This is a genomic window from Rhodococcus sp. 06-418-5, assembly GCF_002258285.1.
GTDB lineage: Bacteria > Actinomycetota > Actinomycetes > Mycobacteriales > Mycobacteriaceae > Rhodococcoides.
This window is the reverse complement of the sequence record NZ_NOYE01000009.1, coordinates 248,353-266,730: the sequence shown is the minus strand read 5'-3', so window position 1 is coordinate 266,730 and position 18,378 is coordinate 248,353. Positions and strand designations below refer to the sequence as shown.

The window sequence follows — 18,378 nt, the reverse complement described above, 5'->3', positions numbered from 1 at the left end:
TCAGATCAGGGCAGCGGCGATCGTCTCGGCGTGCACGCTGGTGACACCGAACAGCAACTCACTGGTCTTTGCCCGCCGAAAGTAGTGGTGCAGTGGGTGTTCCCAGGTGAAGCCGATTCCGCCGTGGATCTGAATTGATTCTTCGGCGGCGAAGGTGGCCGCTCGGGACGCGAGCACACGGGCAGTCGCGGCGGCGGCGACGAACTCGCTTGTGCTGCGCGCGTCGGCCCCGGCTGCATCGAGCACCGCCGCCTCGGCCAGTTCGGTCGCGATGAGCATGTCCGTGAGGCGATGCTTGATCGCTTGGAACGACCCGATGGCCCGTCCGAACTGCTGACGGGTTTTTGCGTACTCCACCGACATGTCCAGGCATGCTCGCGCCGATCCGACCTGTTCGGCTGCGAGAGCTGTGATGGCGGCCGCCTGCGCCTTTCCGAGGCCGGCACCGATGTCGTCACTCGTCGCCCGGTGAGCGACCGCGCCGAAAAACTCGACCCGTGCGAGGCCCCTGGTGAAATCCAGTGCCTCACTCGGTGTTCGGGTGACTCCGTCAGCGCCACCCTCGATCACCGCCAGCTCGGTACCGTTCGGACCCTTGGCTACGACGATCAGCAGATCCGCATCGGCTCCGTCCACCACGGCTTCTCGAACGCCGTTGAGGACGAGGGTGCCGTCGCTGCCCGCCGTAGCCTCGATGGAGGACGCTGCGAAGGGGAACGGGGCCACCAGTGTGGCCGTCCGGGTACCGTCGGCAATCGTCGGAAGATTCTGCGAGCAAGCCCGTTCGGACCCTGCGTGGAGGAGACCGAAGCCTGCTAGGACGACCGAAGACAGATAGGGGGCCCTGCCGAGCGAACGACCCAGCTCGGTCATCACCACTGCTGCGTCCTTCAGCGTGAAGCCGGCACCGCCGAATCTTTCCGGGAACGGGATTTCCGTGAGACCCATCTCGACCAGTGCAGGCCGGACGTCCTCGCCTATCTTCGTTCTGGCCAAGGACGAACGGAGGCCGGCCTGTAGATCGCGTTGCTCGACGGTCAGTTCGAGTGTCATGGCATGCTCCTATCGTGGTTCGCGAGGCAAGCCGAGCCCGCGTTCGCCGATGATGTTGCGCTGGATCTCGTCCGAACCGCCGGCGATCCGATATCCGGGGGCACCGAGGAGATGTTCGGTCCACGCGAAAGTGTCGGGTGCACCGGTGTCCGCCAGGATCTTGGGCCCGAGGAATGTCGCTGCGGCGTCGCCGATGCGTTTGAGATTCTGGGTCCACACCAGTTTGCCGATCGAACCCTCCACTCCGGGAACAGCTCCGGCCAATTCACGCTCGGCGTACCGGGCGACCATGAGTGCCGACGCTCTTTCGTAGACAGCAACTTCGGCCAGCTGTTGCCGGACGAGCGGATCGTCCGAAATGCCGAGGCTCTTGGCCAGCCGGACCAGATCAGCGCCGTTCCCGCCGGCGCTGACGATCCCGGCGCTCGAACTCCGCTCGAAACCGAGTGTGGTCAGCGCGACTGTCCAGCCGTCGCCCTCGGCACCGAGCCTCGACGAGTCGGGCAACTCGACGTCGACGAGAAACACCTCGTTGAACGTCGACCCGCCGGACATTTGGCGAATAGGTCTGATGTCGACCCCGGGTGCGTCCATGGGCATCATGAACGCCGTCATGCCGCGGTGTTTCGGGACGGTGGTGTCGGTGCGGGCGATGAGCAGGCCCCACTTGGAGAACTGCGCTCCCGAACTCCACACTTTTTGACCGTTCACGCGCCAGCCGCCGTCGGACTTGACTGCCTTGGTCGACAATCCGGCCAGGTCGGAGCCTGCTCCGGGTTCGGAGAACAATTGGCAGCAGAGCTCATCGGCCCTCAGGAAGGGTTCGACGAATGTCTTCTTCTGTTCGGGGGAACCCAGAGCGTGGATGGTAGGTGCCACCAATTCGACTGTCACGAGTACGGTCTCGTGTCGCTCCGGTGCGTTGTACTGCCGTTCGATCCCGACGTACGCGCGCTCGTGGCTCGCGGTGAGACCCGGTCCGCCCCATTCGGGTGCCCAGGTGATCGCCCCGAACCCGGCATCGACGCGGCGGCTCTGCCAGTGTGCCGCAGCGTCGATCAGCTCGCGTTCTTCGTCGTGACTGCGATTGTGGAAGATCGCGTAGTTGGGGTCGGACATCGTGGAGTTCGTCCTGGGTTCGAGGTTCTCCGCGAGCCAGGCCTCGGACTTCTCGGCGAATGCCTGAACGTCGATCGTCATGACTTCGTTCCCCCCGCCATCTCGGCGATGCGCGCCTCGACCGCGATCTTGGAATCCGGGTGTTCGGACAGGCGAAGGGTGTAGGACTGCTCGAGCTCGTACCCGCGTTTGAGGTCCATGCTCTCGCACCCGTTCAGCGATTGCTTCGCCAAGGTCAGGGCGTAGCGGCTCTTCGCCGCAATAGTTCGTGCGCGTGTCATCGCTGTGTCGAGCAGGACGTCGTGATCGACGACTTCGATGGGAGCGCCCCACGCGCGCAACGTCTCCGCATCGACGGCCTCGGCGGTGAAGAACATCCGCCGCATGGCCTGTTGCGGCAGCATCCGGGCGGTGAATCGCCCGCCGCCGAGCACGCCGACGCCCATCTCGGGCAGACCGAACGTGGCCCGCTCGGACGCTACCACGAGGTCGCATACCGACGTCAGGCCGAATCCGCTTCCGAGGCAAGGCCCGTTGATCGCCCCGATCACCGGCAGCGAGCAGTCCAGGACCGCGAAGATCGACCGGCGCACTTCGCGCATCTCGACCTCGCCGCTGGTCGCGTCCATGACGCGGAAGCTGCCCAGATCGTTTCCTGCACAGAAGATTCGGCCCCGCCCGGTCAGGACCACCACGCGGACGTCCTGGTTGTCCGACAGTGCCTCGAAGACGGTGGCGATCTCCCGGTACATCTGGGTGTCGATCGCGTTGACCTTGCCGCGGGCCAACTCGACGAGTGCGATACCGGGCTCGGGCTCGGTGACCACGACGTGGTCGATTCCAGCAGGCTGTAATGACAAGGGAACCTCTATTTCTCGTGTGACGCGGCGAAGATCATCGCCGCCATCTGCGCCGGTACTGCGGTGCGATCGCGGGTCCAGCTGCGCAGTGCGAACTTCTGCACCTTGCCGCTCGCGGTCTTGGGTAGCGAGTCCACCACGAAGATGCTTTCGGGAATCTTCTGTACGGCTATGTCGCGGTCGAGGAGGAATCGGTGGACCTCGTCCAGGGTGAGGTCTCGGTGATCGCGAGTGACGACGAACGCGCAACCCCGCTCTCCCGTTTGGGAATCGGGTCCCGCGACTACGGCGACCTCGATTACGGACGGGTGAGCACCGAGGTGGTTCTCGACGTCATGGGCACTGATCTTCTCCCCGGAACGGTTGATGATGTCCTTGATTCTCCCCACAACGTGAATGGCACCGTCGCTGTCGAAGCGGCCGAGGTCACCGGTCTTGAAGAAGCCATCGGGGGTGAAGGCGTCGTCGTTGAGGGTGGGGTCGAGATAGCCGAGAAACGTATCCGGTCCGCGCCACAGTATTTCGCCGACGCCGTTCGCTCCGTCCGACACGATCACCTCGGTAGGTGCGATGGGGCGTCCGTCGGATTTCTGACGCACGGCCGAGGAGTCCCATCGATCCGCAGTGGTGACGGAGGGGCCCTCGGTGGCACCGTACATGCGCACCACGGTGCCGAGGCGAGTCGTGGTCGCCGCGGTGAGTGCGTCGGGCACGTCGGCTCCGCCGCATACGATGTACCTGATCGACGGTGTCGGTACCTGTCCGGATTCGGATTCGTCGAGTAGTCCGCGCAGGAACGGCGTCGAGAAGATCATGAAGCTGCAGTGTTCGTCGACGATACGGCGGAGCGCGATAGCAGGATCCCACGTTTGTTGTAGGACAACGGATGTACCGAGAAGAAACGGCAGAATCAGGGCGCAATTGACGCCCGTGACGTGGGTGACCGGCGACGGATTGAAGATCACGTCGGTCTCGTTGAGTCCGAACCAGTCGATCATCGACGAGTTCTCATAGACCAGGGTGTTATGGCTGTGGAGGGCACCCTTGGGGTCGGCGGTAGTGCCGGATGTGTAGAGCAACAGGCAGATATCGTCTGCGGAAGGTGCTGTGCGCGAACGTAAGTCCGAGATCATCTCGTCCGTGACTCGGTCCAGCAGATCATCCCACTCCGCCAAGGATACGACGAGTTCCAGGTCCGGCAGATCGTCGGCCAGATTGCGATACATGGCGGCCACGTCGACCCCGCGCAATTCGGCAGGGACGAAAGCGACCTTTGCTCGTGACTGTCCGAGAATGAAGCGGAGCTCGCGAGACCTGTAGATGGGCACGATGGGGTTGGCGACCGCACCCAGCTTCATGACGGCCTGAAAGACGACGACTGCCTCGATGCAGTTCGGGAGCTGGAACGACACGACGTCGTCGGACGTGACGCCGCGGTTGTGCAGGGCGGCGGCCACTCTGGTCGCATCTCGATCGATCTCGGCAAACGTGGCTCGGCGCTTGCCGTCGACCACGGCGACGGCGTCCGGGTACATACGAGCAGCGCGGGTGAGGTAGTGCCCGATCGGTCGGTCGCTCCAATGCCCGTCGGTTCGGTACGAGTGTGCGAGGTCGGCGCTCGGCGGCCTTGTCGGCAACATCGCTACTCCCTACCGTTCGGTCGATACTTTTCTGACAACAACTACAGTAACCAATCGCGCAAACTATGTATAGGTTTAACGTAGATCACACAGCCCCGACGCTATGGTTATCTCATGGTGACCACTGACGGCGAGATCGTCCCGCGCGTGCGGGCACCCAAGATGTCCGCGAAGATCGCTAACCTCATTGCCGACCAGATCCTGACCGGCGGCATCATCGAGGGACAGCGGCTGCCGACCGAGAAGGACATGGTGGCAGAGCACGGCGTAGCACGGACCACCGTCCGCGAGGCGCTTCGACTCCTCGAAAGCCGTGACCTGGTAACCATCAAGTCGGGCATCGGCGGTGGGCCGGTAGCGAAGCGCCCTCAGCTCGAATCGCTCGGCAACACAATGAAGCTCTTCCTCCAGATCGACGGAGCCAACATCAGCGACGTCATCGACGCCAGGCTGATGCTCGAACCGATCGTGGCGCGGGAAGCCGCGGCAAACATCACCGATGAGCAGGTCGAGGTTATGCAGACCGCTCTGGATCGAATGCGCGAAGACCCGGGCGACTACGGCAACTTCCAGGACAACAATTCGGCCTTTCAGCGCAGCGTGTACGACGCCGCCGGTAACCCGGTCCTGAACATCGTCATGGAGACTCTGTGGCTGCTGGTGCGGGACGCGGAGCCGAACGAGCATCCCATCGCCACGCGACTGGCCGCGATCGAGATGCAGCAGGACGTGCTCGACGCGATGCGAGCCCGCGACGAGGACGCCGCCGCCGCCACCATGAGCGCATTCGTCCAGGAGACCGCAAAGTACTACCGCCGCCGGCTGTCCGAGATCATTTCCAGGCCGGTCCGGTGGCAGATGTGATCAGAGACAGGCTGTGCGAGAGTGAATTCGGGTGCTCCCCGCCTGGATGATCGGCACAGGTCAGAGCCTCTGTGGTGGTTCCATTCGGACGTATCTGGTTGTCTCGCAACATACTTGTGAGCGAGCGGTCAACGGTTCGATCCCGTTGGGAGGCTCCACTGCTCCGATCCCGCTGCTGGGGTCGGAGTTTTTGTCTGTGGTGGCCGGTGCGGACGGCTCGCGCGCATATGCGGCCCTCGTGGGAATTCACGGTGCTTGTAGGAGGTGTGGATTCCGACGAGGGGCGTGGATTGCCGGCTACGTCCGCCGTTTCGGTCAAGGCGTACGCGTGGTTGCCAGTCGATGCTGAACGATGGCGACCACAGCCACGACCGCAACTCCGACGGCGAAGAGGCCCACGGCGGCGGGCCATTCGTTGCCGACGGCCAGTAGTTCTCTGTTCTCGCCCTGCCACGGCCACAGTGCACGCAAGGACCCCAACAGCAGGCCGGCAGCGGCGACCATCGCCAGGTCGTGGTAGTTCGCCAGCAACCGTTCGAGCACTCGAACGAAGCTGACCAACCCCACCAGAGCACCCAGGGCGAACACGGCCAGGTACGTCAGGTTCCGCTCGTCGACGGCCGTGAGCGTCGGCGCATACAGGCCGATGACCAGCAAAAAGAACGAGCCAGATACACCTGGCAGCACGAGCGCACATATTGCGATCGTCGCGGCGAAGAACACCAGAATCAACGACGGATTCGACGCCTCGACCCCGGGTAGCGACGTGAGAACGACGACCGCGACAGCGAGAACGACGAACAGAACCACGGCGGACAGTCGGGACCTGATGGTGGGGAAAGCTCCACGACTGATCTCCATGAACGGGATCGCCACCGACATCGCGATCATGCCCATGAACAGTGCCTTGGAGTAGACGGGCTGATCCGTGACGAAATCCGCCATGATCCCTGCCACCGAGAACACCATCAACAGCATGCCGACGCCGACCGTGACGAGCAGCCACCAATCGACCTGACGGATCTCGGCGCGTACGTCGGACCGTGTGAGCACGGCCTTGGGGATGTCCGTCAGATGCTTCGCCGACGCGATGGCCCTGGTGTAGATGCCGGTGACCAGGGCGACCGTGCCGCCGGAGACCCCGGGAACCGTTTCCGCCAGACCGATCAGACCGCCGCGAACGACGTTGGCCGCCAATTCCGTCGCCGGCGGCCGCCCCCTGACAACCTCATCGAGTCCGGGTCGATCCTGCTCCTTGTCACCATGTTCGGAGGGCGTCTGCCGGTTCGTCGTCATGCCCGAATCGTCCCAAACGCCGCAATACTGCTCGACACCGGCTCGACAAGCTCGGGTGTGATCGCACCCGTGAGCGAGCGGTCGACGGTTCGATCCGCCCTCCCCATACCGCCGTCACGAATCAGCTCCCCGTTCTTGTGAACCCGACGCCGATCGGAGTCGGGTATCCGAAACGGAGGAGCCGATCCGAGGTGGTCGGTCACAGAGACGGCCTCCGCGAACATCGGCGTGGATCCGAGTATTCAGCGGAAGATCAGCTCGTGCCAGAACCGATCACGTCCAGTCCAGTCGAGAGCGGTTGTCCCAGTAAATTTCCGGCGACTCGGCAAGATCCGGATCGCTCGCTGCGATCAGTTCGCGGTCGATCGACAGAGCAGCGACATTCTGCTCGAGTTGTGCCGCAGTGGCCGCGCCGGAGAGCACGACATCGGCCCAGGGTTGGGCGAGTGCACGTGCCAGCGCCAGTGCGTCGCGGCCGATTCCGGCGGAGTCCGCGACGCGGGCGAGTGCAGAATCTTCGGCCACCAGTCGGCCGTTGGCCATGGCCTCTTTGACGACGACGAACCAGCCGGCTTCGTGTGCTCGTGCCAACGCCGGGCCGACGGACGGCTCGAGGGGGTTCCACGTCGACTGCACCGAGCTGAACACCCCGATCTCCAGCGCTGCATGCACCACGTCGGCTTGATGTGGCCCGCTGGTGCTGATGCCGATTCGGGTACCACTCTCGGCTAGGGCACGTAGGTCGTCGAGCAGGGCAGTGTCGCTCAGGGCTGGACTGTCCGGGGTGACGCTGTGGATCAGGTAGTGGTCCGGTGCACCGCCGAGGTCGCGCAGAGTCTGCGGCCACTGCTCGGCCAAGCGGGCAACCGAGTGCTCTTTCACCTCGTGCACCTCGGCACCCCGCTGGAAATCGGCGACGTACGCGTATCCCCATTTGGAGCCGATCACCAGCTCGTCTCGCCGAGAAGGGTGTCGCGACAACCAGCTGCCGAGGAAGCGCTCGGCAAAGCCGTAGGAGCGCGCGACGTCGAAGTGTCTGATTCCGCTGTCCCATGCGGCGTCGAGTACTGCGTGGCACAGCTGCTCGAGGGCTGCCGGATCGAATCGCCCGTCGACGGCATCGGAGTGCCCGACCGTCAGGTACTCGGGGCGTCCGAGGGCGGCAAGGCCGAGACCGAGTCGGGTCATGTCGTCAGTACTTTCGTTGTGCCGTGGCGGAAACAACCACCATATCTGCGATCGGACCGCGCTCGCGTGATCGATACCAGATGTTGCGAGGCAGGATCATCGAGCTGAGACTGTGAACTCGGGGCGCACTCGGTGTGCGCCTGCAGTACGGCCACGAAGGAGAGATCTGTTGACCGATTTTTCAGGTAAGCCATTGATCGGCGAGATTCGGCTTGCACGAGCTCGAGCCGGATTGAGTTGGGCCGCTGTGGCCGAGGCCATCGACATGCCGGTGGCATGGACGGTGTCGGCACTCTACGGACAGCATCCCCTCAGCCTCGCCCAGGCCGACCTGCTCGCCGAAAAACTGGGCATGCCCGACGGTTCGTTGTTCGAGCTGACCCTGGCTCCCTATCGTGGGTCGCTGGACATCTCCTCGGACCCCACGGTCTACCGATTCCACGAGGCGCTGCAGGTGTACGGCCCTGCGCTCAAAGAACTGATCGCCGAGGAATTCGGCGACGGCATCATGAGCGCCATCAACTTCACGATGAACATCGAACGACGACCGCACGATGACGGAGATCGGGTCGTGGTGACGTTCGACGGGAAGTTCCTCGACTATCGATGGACCGAGTAGGCCGAAATCGACAGTCAGGGGGACGATTCGGAAGATGGGCCGACCAGTGCGCGTCGCATCCATTCGTACACTCTCTCGTCGTTGAGGAGGGTGAAGTGGTGTGCGCTGTTGATCGCCAGACCGTCGTCCGGACGAAGTCCTATGTCACGCAGCTTGTTCCGCCCTCCGGCGCTGTCCGTACGGACCAGGCCGTCGCCCACGAAGATTCCGATCGGGTGTCGCGGGTTTCCTGTGATGACGGCGGACGCGTGATGATGCCGCACCCCCTCCGGAACCGAGATGTCCGCGGCCGCTCCGACGTCGAATCCGTCGGCGTAGCTGGCATGTCCCTCGTCCTCGGTGATCGATCCGTGAATCAGGTCGCGGACTCCTGCGCTTCGACGCGCCAACAGGTTCGCGAACGGACGGGTCTCGGGCGCTATCGCCAGCGCTGCCGTGGCGACGTGAACGCCGCGCGCAAGCGGCGCACCCAGATGTGGTGTCCCCAGGGTGAATACGTCCGTCAACAGCTCCACCCATCGGCGGCCGTTCTCCGCAGCGTGGTGTGCGGCGCTGCGCGAGACCAGCCCGCCCATGGAATGACCGACCAGGGTGATGCGGTGAACCCTGACGGGCCAGGCCGGCACGAGCTGTTCCAGCAGGTCCGACAGGTCGGCACCGTTCGTGGCAATTCGACGGCCGGTGTTGTAGCGCAGAAAGATCGAGGTTGTTCCGGCTTCGGAGTCCAGGCGCTGCCCGTACGTGGGTCGCCCACCGAGCCGCCATGCCGATTCGGTCTCGACGAGCCCGTGCAGGAACACCACGAGGTACGCTCCCGCGTCGGGAAACGCCGTGGCCAGAGCGCGGTACTTGGGAACTACCGGGCGTCCGTCGACACGTATCGACATCGGGTAGGCGAGGACCCGGGAACTGCGCTCCATGTCGTCGCCGATGAGACCGTGCAGGACGGCGATGGTCTGGGCACCGAAGACAGTGTGGGACGGCGACGGGCGATGGTCGTCCTCCGTCGCTTCGTCGCCGCCGGAAAAGGCTCCGACAGCCTTGGCTGCGCCGGTGCAGGCGGCTGTGATGGACGCGTAGGTTCCGGCGGCGATCGCGTCGTGCATCAGCTGTGTCGGTAGAACCGCGGGACCGACGCCGAGCCGCACAGCGGCAAATGTGCGTCGTGCAATGGCCGAGTGAACTGCGCGAACACCACCCGCGGCCGACGCCAGCTCGCGAATCGCGATTTCTGCGAGTTCGCCCAACTCTTGTGTGCGCTGAGTTTTCGCCCCCACCGTTTCCAATGTACGTATGTTCACTCGAATGGGTCGTCGGTTTTCTAGGACACCACCCGGCCGCCGTGCCACTATTGTCCGGTATTTCCCCTCGAACAGGAGAGAGCCGATGACGGTTGGACGACTTCCGCTGAAAGCGGCAACGATCGCGGCATTGACGGTTGCAGGGCTGTTCGTCGTGCCGGGGGTAGCGTCGGCCGCTCCTGCCTTCGATCCGAACAACGACGGTGCGGTCACGGTCGATGAAGTGCTCGATGCACCGCTGTTGCCAGCGTCCCTGTCTCCGGGGCTCGACAGCAACGGTGACGGTGCACTCAGTATCGGCGAAGCGTTCGAGGGCAGAATCCCCACCAACCCCAAGCGGTGTCTGATGGTGGACGATGGGTTCATCTGCCCGTGACCGGTTCAGTCTCGGCGACCCACCACCGGGTTCAGTTCCGAGGCCGCGAGGCCACCGGGCTCCACGCCTGGTAAGAATTCGCGCCAGGTGCCGCTGATCAGCGTGGGCGACTCGACAACCCGAGCCCCGTCGGCAAAGTAGGTGGTGGCCAAAGCGCGGCGCGGCTGGGTCGTCAGGTTCGGCCCCGCGGTGTGGAAGCACAGCGCGGAATGGAACGACACGTCTCCTACCGAGAACGGCTCGGACTCCACGGCAACGCCGCGCTCGACGAAGCGATGGGCGACGGCCTCGTCGTACGAGGTGCCGACCTTGTCGAACTCCAGGTCGGCAACCTCGTTCAGTACCTCGCGGCCGCGGGCGAACGACAGCGGACCCATTCGGCCGGGGATGGCCGACATCGGCATCCACGCGGTGACCGCCTGGACGGTCTGCAGTGGGAAATGCTCCGCGTCGTGATGCCAGGGCGTGCGTCCACAGCCGGGCTCCTTGGACAGCGCGTTGTCGTGGTAGAGCCGCACGGCCGGTTCGTCCAGCAAGGCCGCGGCCAGGCCGCCGATCCGGGGCGAGAGTGCCACGGCACGCATCAGGTCGTCGTGGAGCCACATCTGCTCCAGTGCGGTGAACCGACCGGCGACGTTCTCGCCGTGCTCGGCGCGCAGTAGCTCCTCGAGGCGCTCGGCGAGGCGTCGTACCACGGCAGGGGAGAACACGGCGGGCAGCCGAACGAAGGCCTCCCGGGCGAAGGACTCGACTGCGGCCGGGGCGAGGTCGTACGGCTCGGCAAGCTCATGCGCGACCTGCTCGTCGGACGCTGCGTCGACGTCCGGCAGGCCCGGCCCGTCGACCAACTCGGCGGGCACCTGGTCGTTGGCAGCCAGAGTGACGTACCAATCCCACCAGTCCTGATCGTCGCCTGCCCAGTCCTGGTCGATACCGCCATCGCGATTCTGCTGGGGAAGCCGTTCGTTCGTCGGAGCCGCAGGTTCGTTCAGAGCCACAGCAGGGCCGCCTCGTGCGAGAAGGTGTAAGAACCCGACTCGTCGCGGCAGGAGGCGAGGTAGTCGCCCAGCACCGGTGCAGCCTCCATCTCCTCCAGCGACACGGAGTCGTCGAAGGCACAGCGCTGCAGAAAGCCCTCGGCGACAACACGATCGGATGTCCCGGTGGTGTACGTGACGCGCTGGTCGCGCACATCCGCGCCGGCTCGGATCAGCGCGTCGCGCACCTGCTCGGCCGTCGTGTACGGGGTCGCATCACGCACGCCTGCCCGGAAGGCGTCGTAGAACGCCAGGTAGTGGGAGCTCGCCGTGGCCTGCGCGACCAAACCGAGGCCGCCGGGGGCCAGAGCAGCCACGAATCGTTCGGCTGCGGCATCCAATTCTGTGGGCGGAAGGGCGTACAGCGCGTGGGTGGCCCACACGATGTCGTACCCGGTCCGATCCGCGGGCAGGTCCTGCAGGGTCATCACCAGGTCGTCTCGAGGCACGAACGGTGTGCCGAGGGCTCCGCGAGCCTCGGCCACCGAGAACGCAGACGGGTCGAGCAGGTCGTAGGCCAACTCTGGCACCGTCGACAGATCGGTGTAGCGGCGTAGAGCGGTGGGGAACTTGCCGCTGCCGCAGGCCACGTCGAGCAGCGACCAGCCGTCGCGGCTGTGCTCGGCGAGCAGGGCGGGCCAGTCGGCGGCCAGTGCCAGTTGGTGGTAGTCCTCCGTGGCCAGGGCGTAGAAGGCCTCCATGCCCGTGCGGCCGGCCTCGCTCCAGTGCTCGAGACTGCGCTCGGCCGTGTCTCCGTTGCTCATGGCACTCCTCTCGGGAAGCCAACCGCAACGCATTCCCGGGTGCGTCGTGGTTCACTCGATGTGGTGTCCAACATAGCTCCGTATCCGTCGAGCGACGCTGCAGCCGGGTTCCTCGACGCGTTACGCGCCCTGCGGCGTGACTCCGGGCCTCTGCCCGGTCTCGCGCCCGACTCCTACGCCCGAGACCACGCCGCTTTCGAGCGACTGTCCGACCAGCGCGGTCTGATCGCCGAGCACCTCGCCGCCCGGCTGGCAGCGATGGGGGATGGACCGATTTCGGTGCTGTCGGTGGGCTGCGGTGACGGGTCGCTCGACGTCCGGCTCGCCGCCGGTCTGGTACAGCGGCTGTCCGGCGAACCGGTGCGGTACGTGGGCATCGACCCCTGGCCCGGGAGTGTGGAGTTGTTCACCGCCAGGATGGCCGCGCTGACGACCGCCGAGCTCAGCGTCGATGCGCACGTCGCGTCCTTCGGCGACGCCCCGGTCGACGAGACTTTCGACGTCGTGTTGTTCGTGCACTCGATGTACTACGTCGCCGACGTGGGGGCGACGCTGCGAAGCGCTCTCGACCTGCTGCGGCCCGGCGGTGAGCTGTGGGTGGCCGTTGCACCGTCGGCTGCGCTCAACGCTCTGGTGGGCGTTCTCGCCCCGCCGCTGGAGGGCCACCGGCAGTGGTTCAGTGCCGACGTCGAGAAAGCCTTCGTCGACGGCGGGATCGCAGTGGACGACGTGGCCACTCTGGACGCGTTGGTAGACCTCGCCTCTGCCGGCGACGAGGTACTCGACTTCGCAGTGCAGGCCCGGCTGACTCCCGAGTTGTACGGCACCGTGCGGGCCTATCTCGACGCGGTCTCGGTGCCGGGCACCGACGGCAGACGTCGGGTGCCGCACCCGGTCGACGTGTTCGCCGCAACCCGTCGTTGACCGGTCACGCAGGATCTGCGCCGACAATGTGCGGCCCTTCGCCGCGAATGAGCTCCGCGGGCCAGGAAAGTCGCCCCTCGTCTTGACCCACAGCGCGCGAACGGGGGGAATTGCCACCGGAGGCGCAAATCTCCGGTGACATATTGACACGAAGACGTTCCTAGTTGCATGGTGAACTGAGAACGGTGCCGTTCCTGTTTGGTGCCGATGACGGAACGTGGAGGTAAGTCATGGCAACGAACGCGGCACTGATGTCTCGGAAGTGGGTGACGGGGCGGGCGGTCGGTCGCCGGATCGAGGAACTCGACCCGGTTGTGGGCAACGAGGAAGCCACGCATCTGAGCCTCGAAGTCCGTTATGGCGACGCCATTTTCGCCCATGCCGCGTACACCGTGGCATTCGCTCGACAGGTGGCGGTTCCGTCGATCGCGCGAATTCTGTACCGGACCGGTACCGGCGACATGATGCACGACGTGCGCAGACGCAACGACGACACGCTGCTCTTCTTCGGCGAGATGCTCCATCACGGGCATTCCAGCGAATACGGCCGATCGATCATCGACCGCATGGAGCAGATTCACTCGCGGTTCGGTATCACCGACGACGACAAGCTGTACACATTGGGTTCGCTGGCCTTCGAGCCGGACCGCATCGTCGAACATCTCGGGTTGAGCGTCTTCACCGACAACGAGCGTGAAGCGCGTTTTCACTTCTGGCGTCAGGTCGGGGAGTACATGGGCCTCGATGTTCCGCAGACGCGAGAGCGTTTCTTGCGCTGGACGTTCGACTACGAGTCTCGGTACGAGCACACCGACGGTGCCCGCAAGATCGTCGATCAATTGTTCCTCGATTGGCAGGAGCGATGGTTCCCCGGTCGGACGAAGCGCTTCGCCGACGGCATTCTGCTGTCGGTGTTCACCGAAGACCTGCGTGCGATACATCGATTGCCCGAGCCGTCCCGAGGCCATCGGCATGTCGTGCCGCCGGCGATCGGTGCGTACCTGGCATTTCAGGGCGTTCGCCCGCATCGGCCCCACCGATCCTGGTCCGACCACTTCGGAACGCGGCATCCCAAGCCGCTGGACATTCCCACACTCGGCCACCGCAAGGCCGTCGGACGCACCGAGGGCCCGGCACTGGGAAGCCGTTGATGGACAACAGAGTCACGAGGACTCCGATGTACGCACGCGACGAGGCCGGATTGGTCCCGACCGTCGGGTCTTCCAGTCGTTCGAGCCCTCGCACGGCAGTGGACGAATCACGTTGCTCTGACAGATAGTGGTCCGATGGACACGCTGAATCCCGATGTACCCGACGACGTCTTCGCCGACGTGTTGAAGCAGGTCTCGCAGTTCGTGCGGTCGCGTGTCGTCCCGCGCGAACTCGAGATCATGAACACCGATGCCATCCCGGAGGATCTGCGCACGCAGGCTGCCGAGATGGGATTGTTCGGCTATGCGCTTCCGCAGGAGTGGGGTGGGCTGGGCCTGAATCTGATTCAGGATGTCGAGTTCGCCATGGAGCTCGGGTACACCTCGTTGGCGTTGCGATCGATGTTCGGCACCAACAACGGAATTGCCGGGCAGGTGCTGGTGGGGTTCGGCACCGAGGAACAGAAGGCGAAATGGTTGCCGGGCATGGCGTCCGGTGACGTCGTTGCCTCCTTCGCGCTGACCGAGGACGGGGCCGGATCCAATCCGGCGGGCCTGAAGACCACTGCGACGGTCGACGGCTCCGGGTGGGTCATCAACGGCAGCAAGCGGTACATCACCAATGCGCCGATCGCGAACATGTTCGTCGTCTTCGCGAAACTGGACCCGAAACCGCTGAGCGGCAACGGTATTGCGGTATTCGTGGTTCCCGCCGACGCTGCGGGAATCGAGGTCGGTGTCAAGGACGCGAAGATGGGGCAGCAGGGATCCGGCACGGCCGACGTGAACTTCACCGACGTACGCGTCGAGGCCGACGCCTTGGTTGGCGGCAACAGCGATGCAGGAGTGGAGCCTGCGGAACGACCCATGATCGATATCGGCTACAAGGCTGCGATGACCTCGCTGGCGCGGGGGCGGGTACACATTGCGGCGCTGGCCGTCGGTCAGGCGCAGCGCGCGCTGGACGAATCGGTCTCGCATGCGGCGGCGTCCACTCAGGGCGGTGAGCCGATCGGGAACTTCCAACTGGTGCAGGCCATGATCGCCGATCAGCAGGTCGGTGTGATGGCGGGCCGGGCCATGGTCCGTGAGGCTGCGCGGGCGTGGGTGCAGGAGACCGATCGGCGTATCGCGCCGTCCGCGGTGAAACTCTTCTGCACCGAGATGGTGGGCAAGGTCGCCGATCTCGCCGTCCAGATCCACGGTGGTGCCGGATACATGCGAGAGGTCCCGGTCGAGCGCATCTATCGGGATGTGCGACTGCTGCGCCTGTACGAGGGCACGAGCGAAATTCAGCGACTGATCGTCGGCGGCGGATTGATCCGGGCGGAGCAGAAACGCAACCGCTGAGTGTCATCAGGTAAGCGTGCCGATCGGTGTTGGAGGACTGGCGATGGTCGTCGATTTCACGCACGTGCATCTCGGCCCATCGGCGAACAACCGAGAGCGGCCCTTCGAGCGGCAATCCTCACGGCGACAGAGCGACGGTATGTGGCCAGTGATGATCGACGCACAGGCCTTCGCTCGAGCGCGAAGGAGAGCGACTTTTCCGCGCAGCGCTACCGTGCCGGAGCGGGAACGAGAACGAATCCTGTTGTCGTGCTCTCTACATGGCCGCCTGTGGGCGGTGTGAAGTGGCTGCCCAGTAGGAGGGTGTTCGTGTCGGCGATGCTGGAGAGGATCAGTTCTCGGGTGCGTCGAGCCAGAAGTGGATCGACGTCGGCACCGCAGCACAGACTCGGGTGGGCGAGCTGCACGGGGTGGTGCATCGAATCCCCTGTGATGAAGGCTGTCTCGCCCGCCGACGAGATCCGCACCGACACATGACCGGGGGTGTGGCCCGGTGTGGGAATCAGTTCGATTCCGTCGGCGATCTCGACCGCCGATTCGGCAGTGACCACATCGAGTTGTCCTGCCTGCCTGATCGGGGTGATGGAGTCCGCGAACATCCGCTCCTGGTCCGCGCTCAACTCCTGGGAAGCCCAGAAGTCCCATTCCGTGCGGGACGTGAGATATCGGGCGCGGGGAAAGGTCGGCTCCCACAGACCCTCTCGCACGGTGGTGTTCCATCCGACGTGATCACGGTGGATGTGTGTAGTGACCACGAGGTCGACCGAATCCGGTGACACTCCTGCGCCGGCCAGCCGCTGGAGGTATTCGGTGTCGAGGTCGTTCCATGCAGGATTTTCCCGGACCTTGCCGTTTCCCACACCGGTGTCGACGATGACGCGTGTATCGGCGATATCGACCACGAAGCTGTGCACGGACACCCGAATCTCGCCGTCCTCGTCGGTGGACGACGGATCGAGCCAAGGTTGAGCGCCGACGAGCTCGGGGGTGGCGTCGGGAAGCAGCCACCGTCCCTGCCCCTCCAACGCAATCTCGTCGACGCGAGTGATGACGACGTCGCCGACCGACCATTGTGTAGGGGAAGAAGGCACGACCGGATCCTAACCCCAATGATGCTGCCGGACAGTGCCGATCCACCAACGACCGAAACTCAGACGGCACCGCTTTACCTGACGTCTGAGCCGGCCGAGCGCGTCGCCTGACGGGGTACCCGGTTCGGCGGTGTGCACGGTCATGTCCGTGAGGTCACTCCACTCGGGATAGAACCGGCGGGTACGGGGATCGCGAAAGGTATATCTGGCCAGGTCGACCGACGTCCCGCATGTCTGTCGAGATCGGCGTACAGGGCGGCGCAGAGACCGTTGTTCGAAACGAGGTCCGGCCGCACACGCTGCCGAAAAGAGGACTCACTTGCCCACTCTGTGCGGTGTCTGAGGCGAGATCGGCAGGCAGACGAACAGGAGGCATCCTGGCGGGGTGGCGGCGAAGGGCATTCTGGTCGAATGAGGTCCCAGGTCCTGCACACTGTCGAACAGGTCACTGGTGTCGAGGAAGCTGGCGGGGTCGATGTCGACGTTGAATGTCGGTCGATACGGGCGCGGCACGATATCCGCGTCCGGTAATGCCGCGGCGAGTGCGTTGAAGAAACTGGAATACAGCTCGCTGTTGACACTTGCACTGAGCACTGTCGCCGGATCCGGCGATACGTCTCCGAAAGCACCGTTCCACGTGACCTGAACGCCAAGACTGGGGATGATGAAATTGTTCTGCTGCAGAAACCCGACCATGGCGTAGGCATCATCGGGCATCGGTCCCATCAGCGGGGCATCTACGGTCTGCTCGGACGGAAAACTGGGTCCGTGGCATGGTGTTCGGTTCAGCCACACCAAGAATCCGTAGCAGGCGTTCGTCCGGGACGGCTCGCGAAGCGCGGAAACGTAATCGCGGGAGATGATCCGGCGACCGTTCCACGACCCGTCGTTCGCCAACAGCATTCCCAGTCGCGCAAAGTCGTTGGGCGGCATGAACAGGAGTGCAAAGCCGTATGTGTGCCCTGTGCGGTCTCTCGCCCAATGATAGTCGGCCGGTGTGATGCCGATGGGAGAGAACAACTCTCGCTGGGCGAAGGCTTGAAGGTCTTCGCCGACGGCGTTCTCGACAACGTAGGCCAACAGGTCCGGCCCGCGTTGGGAGTATGCGAAGTCCTGTCCTGGGGCCGTGACGAACGGCCGAGACAGGGCTTCGGCCGCGACGTCGACGGTCACGTCGAGGCCGCTCGGGATGCCGTCCGACACGATCCCCTGCGCGAGCCCGGAACTTTGGTTCAACAACTGCCGTACCGTGATGCTGCGGTGTGCCGCATCGCCCTGGCCTGGGGGAAGGTACCGGTCGATCGTCGCGTCGACGTCCAGTTCGCCCAAGGTGGTGGCCACACCCGCCAGCATCGACACCACACTTTTCGTCGAGCTCCACAAGTGCCACGGTGTGTTGCCTGTGGCCTCGTTGTATGGGCCTTCCCCGACGAGGCAGTTGTACCGAAACACCTGCACGTTGGTACGCAGGCGTGACGATGCCAATGCCACCGCGTCGGCGAGAGCCCTATCGTCCATCCCAACTTCGGACGGGGTTGCGCGCTCGAAACCGGCTTCCGCGACAGACGGTGCCGAACACGTGCGCGCGGTTCCCTCGACACCAGGAACCGCATGTGCCGAAACGGGAATGCCGACGCCGATCAGAACGACCACGCACACCGAGAGCACGATCGGACGCAGGTTTGTCATCGATCGTGCACGAGCACCCCAGGGCCACAGCGTCTGCACGCACCACAGTCTCTCAC

17 protein-coding genes and 1 tRNA gene are annotated in these 18,378 nt (G+C 64.5%); 7 read left to right on the top strand and 11 right to left on the bottom strand.

Annotated elements, in window-relative coordinates:
• Genes CH274_RS05130 through CH274_RS05115 form a run of 4 tightly spaced genes read right to left on the bottom strand, consistent with a single transcriptional unit; the run spans nt 1 to nt 4,672 of the window.
• On the bottom strand, nt 1–1,053 hold the full coding sequence (locus tag CH274_RS05130; RefSeq protein ID WP_094656884.1) for an acyl-CoA dehydrogenase family protein: 1,053 nt from the start codon (nt 1,051–1,053) through the stop codon (nt 1–3).
• Nucleotides 1,054–1,062: 9 nt separating this feature from the next.
• Nucleotides 1,063–2,253, bottom strand: coding sequence for an acyl-CoA dehydrogenase family protein (locus CH274_RS05125; protein ID WP_094630345.1), 1,191 nt, complete (start codon nt 2,251–2,253; stop codon nt 1,063–1,065).
• On the bottom strand, nt 2,250–2,999 hold the full coding sequence (locus CH274_RS05120; protein WP_094656885.1) for an enoyl-CoA hydratase-related protein: 750 nt from the start codon (nt 2,997–2,999) through the stop codon (nt 2,250–2,252). Before CH274_RS05120 ends, CH274_RS05125 begins: the two co-directional genes overlap by 4 nt.
• Nucleotides 3,000–3,040: 41 nt before the next feature.
• A complete protein-coding gene (locus CH274_RS05115; protein WP_094656886.1) occupies nt 3,041–4,672 on the bottom strand; it encodes an AMP-binding protein in 1,632 nt (543 codons plus the stop codon).
• Between the two features lie 114 nt (nt 4,673–4,786).
• Between CH274_RS05115 and CH274_RS05110 the strand changes: the two genes are divergently transcribed.
• A complete protein-coding gene (locus tag CH274_RS05110) occupies nt 4,787–5,536 on the top strand; it encodes a FadR/GntR family transcriptional regulator (RefSeq protein ID WP_094630348.1) in 750 nt (249 codons plus the stop codon).
• A gap of 65 nt (nt 5,537–5,601) precedes the next feature.
• Nucleotides 5,602–5,694 (top strand) — tRNA-Ser (locus CH274_RS29090).
• Nucleotides 5,695–5,851: 157 nt separating this feature from the next.
• Here the strand turns inward: CH274_RS29090 and CH274_RS05105 are convergent.
• Together CH274_RS05105 and CH274_RS05095 are read right to left on the bottom strand one after the other, a co-directional pair.
• Nucleotides 5,852–6,832 (bottom strand): DUF368 domain-containing protein, encoded by a 981-nt coding sequence (locus tag CH274_RS05105; protein WP_094656887.1) that lies wholly within the window; start codon nt 6,830–6,832, stop codon nt 5,852–5,854.
• Nucleotides 6,833–7,105: 273 nt separating this feature from the next.
• Nucleotides 7,106–8,020, bottom strand: a complete 915-nt coding sequence (locus tag CH274_RS05095) for an aldo/keto reductase (protein WP_094656889.1) — start codon at nt 8,018–8,020, stop codon at nt 7,106–7,108.
• A gap of 169 nt (nt 8,021–8,189) precedes the next feature.
• On the opposite strand from CH274_RS05095, the gene cynS reads away from it, so the two are divergent.
• Nucleotides 8,190–8,639, top strand: coding sequence for a cyanase (cynS, locus tag CH274_RS05090; RefSeq protein ID WP_045196854.1), 450 nt, complete (start codon nt 8,190–8,192; stop codon nt 8,637–8,639).
• A gap of 14 nt (nt 8,640–8,653) precedes the next feature.
• Here cynS and CH274_RS05085 read toward each other — a convergent pair whose 3' ends face one another.
• Entirely contained in the window at nt 8,654–9,940 is a 1,287-nt protein-coding gene (locus CH274_RS05085; RefSeq protein WP_179275642.1) for an esterase/lipase family protein, read from the bottom strand.
• Nucleotides 9,941–10,025: 85 nt separating this feature from the next.
• Here CH274_RS05085 and CH274_RS29085 point away from each other — a divergent pair, with 85 nt between their 5' ends.
• Complete coding sequence (locus CH274_RS29085; protein ID WP_179275643.1) at nt 10,026–10,316, top strand: hypothetical protein; 291 nt, start codon at nt 10,026–10,028, stop codon at nt 10,314–10,316.
• Nucleotides 10,317–10,321: 5 nt separating this feature from the next.
• On the opposite strand, the gene CH274_RS05080 is transcribed toward CH274_RS29085, so the two are convergent.
• Nucleotides 10,322–11,314: a phytanoyl-CoA dioxygenase family protein gene (locus CH274_RS05080; RefSeq protein WP_094656891.1), complete on the bottom strand. Its 993-nt coding sequence runs from the start codon at nt 11,312–11,314 to the stop codon at nt 10,322–10,324.
• Nucleotides 11,305–12,117, bottom strand: a complete 813-nt coding sequence (locus CH274_RS05075; protein ID WP_179272988.1) for a class I SAM-dependent methyltransferase — start codon at nt 12,115–12,117, stop codon at nt 11,305–11,307. The genes CH274_RS05080 and CH274_RS05075 overlap by 10 nt, the downstream gene beginning before the upstream one ends.
• Before the next feature lie 63 nt (nt 12,118–12,180).
• Here CH274_RS05075 and CH274_RS05070 point away from each other — a divergent pair, with 63 nt between their 5' ends.
• The 3 genes from CH274_RS05070 (at nt 12,181) to CH274_RS05060 (ending at nt 15,542) form a co-directional block, all read left to right on the top strand.
• A complete protein-coding gene (locus CH274_RS05070) occupies nt 12,181–13,041 on the top strand; it encodes a class I SAM-dependent methyltransferase (protein WP_143546527.1) in 861 nt (286 codons plus the stop codon).
• Nucleotides 13,042–13,271: 230 nt separating this feature from the next.
• The gene (locus CH274_RS05065; protein ID WP_094656894.1) at nt 13,272–14,192 is read left to right on the top strand and encodes an oxygenase MpaB family protein; all 921 of its coding nucleotides are present in this window, start codon (nt 13,272–13,274) and stop codon (nt 14,190–14,192) included.
• A 135-nt stretch (nt 14,193–14,327) separates the two neighbouring features.
• Complete coding sequence (locus CH274_RS05060) at nt 14,328–15,542, top strand: acyl-CoA dehydrogenase family protein (RefSeq protein WP_094656895.1); 1,215 nt, start codon at nt 14,328–14,330, stop codon at nt 15,540–15,542.
• A gap of 209 nt (nt 15,543–15,751) precedes the next feature.
• On the opposite strand, the gene CH274_RS05055 is transcribed toward CH274_RS05060, so the two are convergent.
• Together CH274_RS05055 and CH274_RS05050 are read right to left on the bottom strand one after the other, a co-directional pair.
• The gene (locus tag CH274_RS05055; protein ID WP_094656896.1) at nt 15,752–16,633 is read right to left on the bottom strand and encodes an MBL fold metallo-hydrolase; all 882 of its coding nucleotides are present in this window, start codon (nt 16,631–16,633) and stop codon (nt 15,752–15,754) included.
• A 315-nt stretch (nt 16,634–16,948) separates the two neighbouring features.
• Entirely contained in the window at nt 16,949–18,322 is a 1,374-nt protein-coding gene (locus tag CH274_RS05050; protein ID WP_094656944.1) for a serine hydrolase domain-containing protein, read from the bottom strand.
• Nucleotides 18,323–18,378 lie beyond the last annotated feature (56 nt).

Excerpts from the sequence above, each read along its gene's own strand:
- CH274_RS05130 (WP_094656884.1), bottom strand. The coding sequence starts at position 1,053 with ATGACACTCGAACTGACCGTCGAGCAACGCGATCTACAGGCCGGCCTC.
- CH274_RS05125 (WP_094630345.1), bottom strand. The coding sequence starts at position 2,253 with ATGACGATCGACGTTCAGGCATTCGCCGAGAAGTCCGAGGCCTGGCTC.
- CH274_RS05115 (WP_094656886.1), bottom strand. The coding sequence starts at position 4,672 with ATGTTGCCGACAAGGCCGCCGAGCGCCGACCTCGCACACTCGTACCGA.
- CH274_RS05110 (WP_094630348.1), top strand. The coding sequence starts at position 4,787 with ATGGTGACCACTGACGGCGAGATCGTCCCGCGCGTGCGGGCACCCAAG.
- CH274_RS05105 (WP_094656887.1), bottom strand. The coding sequence starts at position 6,832 with ATGACGACGAACCGGCAGACGCCCTCCGAACATGGTGACAAGGAGCAG.
- CH274_RS05095 (WP_094656889.1), bottom strand. The coding sequence starts at position 8,020 with ATGACCCGACTCGGTCTCGGCCTTGCCGCCCTCGGACGCCCCGAGTAC.
- CH274_RS29085 (WP_179275643.1), top strand. The coding sequence starts at position 10,026 with ATGACGGTTGGACGACTTCCGCTGAAAGCGGCAACGATCGCGGCATTG.
- CH274_RS05075 (WP_179272988.1), bottom strand. The coding sequence starts at position 12,117 with ATGAGCAACGGAGACACGGCCGAGCGCAGTCTCGAGCACTGGAGCGAG.
- CH274_RS05065 (WP_094656894.1), top strand. The coding sequence starts at position 13,272 with ATGGCAACGAACGCGGCACTGATGTCTCGGAAGTGGGTGACGGGGCGG.
- CH274_RS05060 (WP_094656895.1), top strand. The coding sequence starts at position 14,328 with ATGGACACGCTGAATCCCGATGTACCCGACGACGTCTTCGCCGACGTG.
- CH274_RS05050 (WP_094656944.1), bottom strand. The coding sequence starts at position 18,322 with ATGACAAACCTGCGTCCGATCGTGCTCTCGGTGTGCGTGGTCGTTCTG.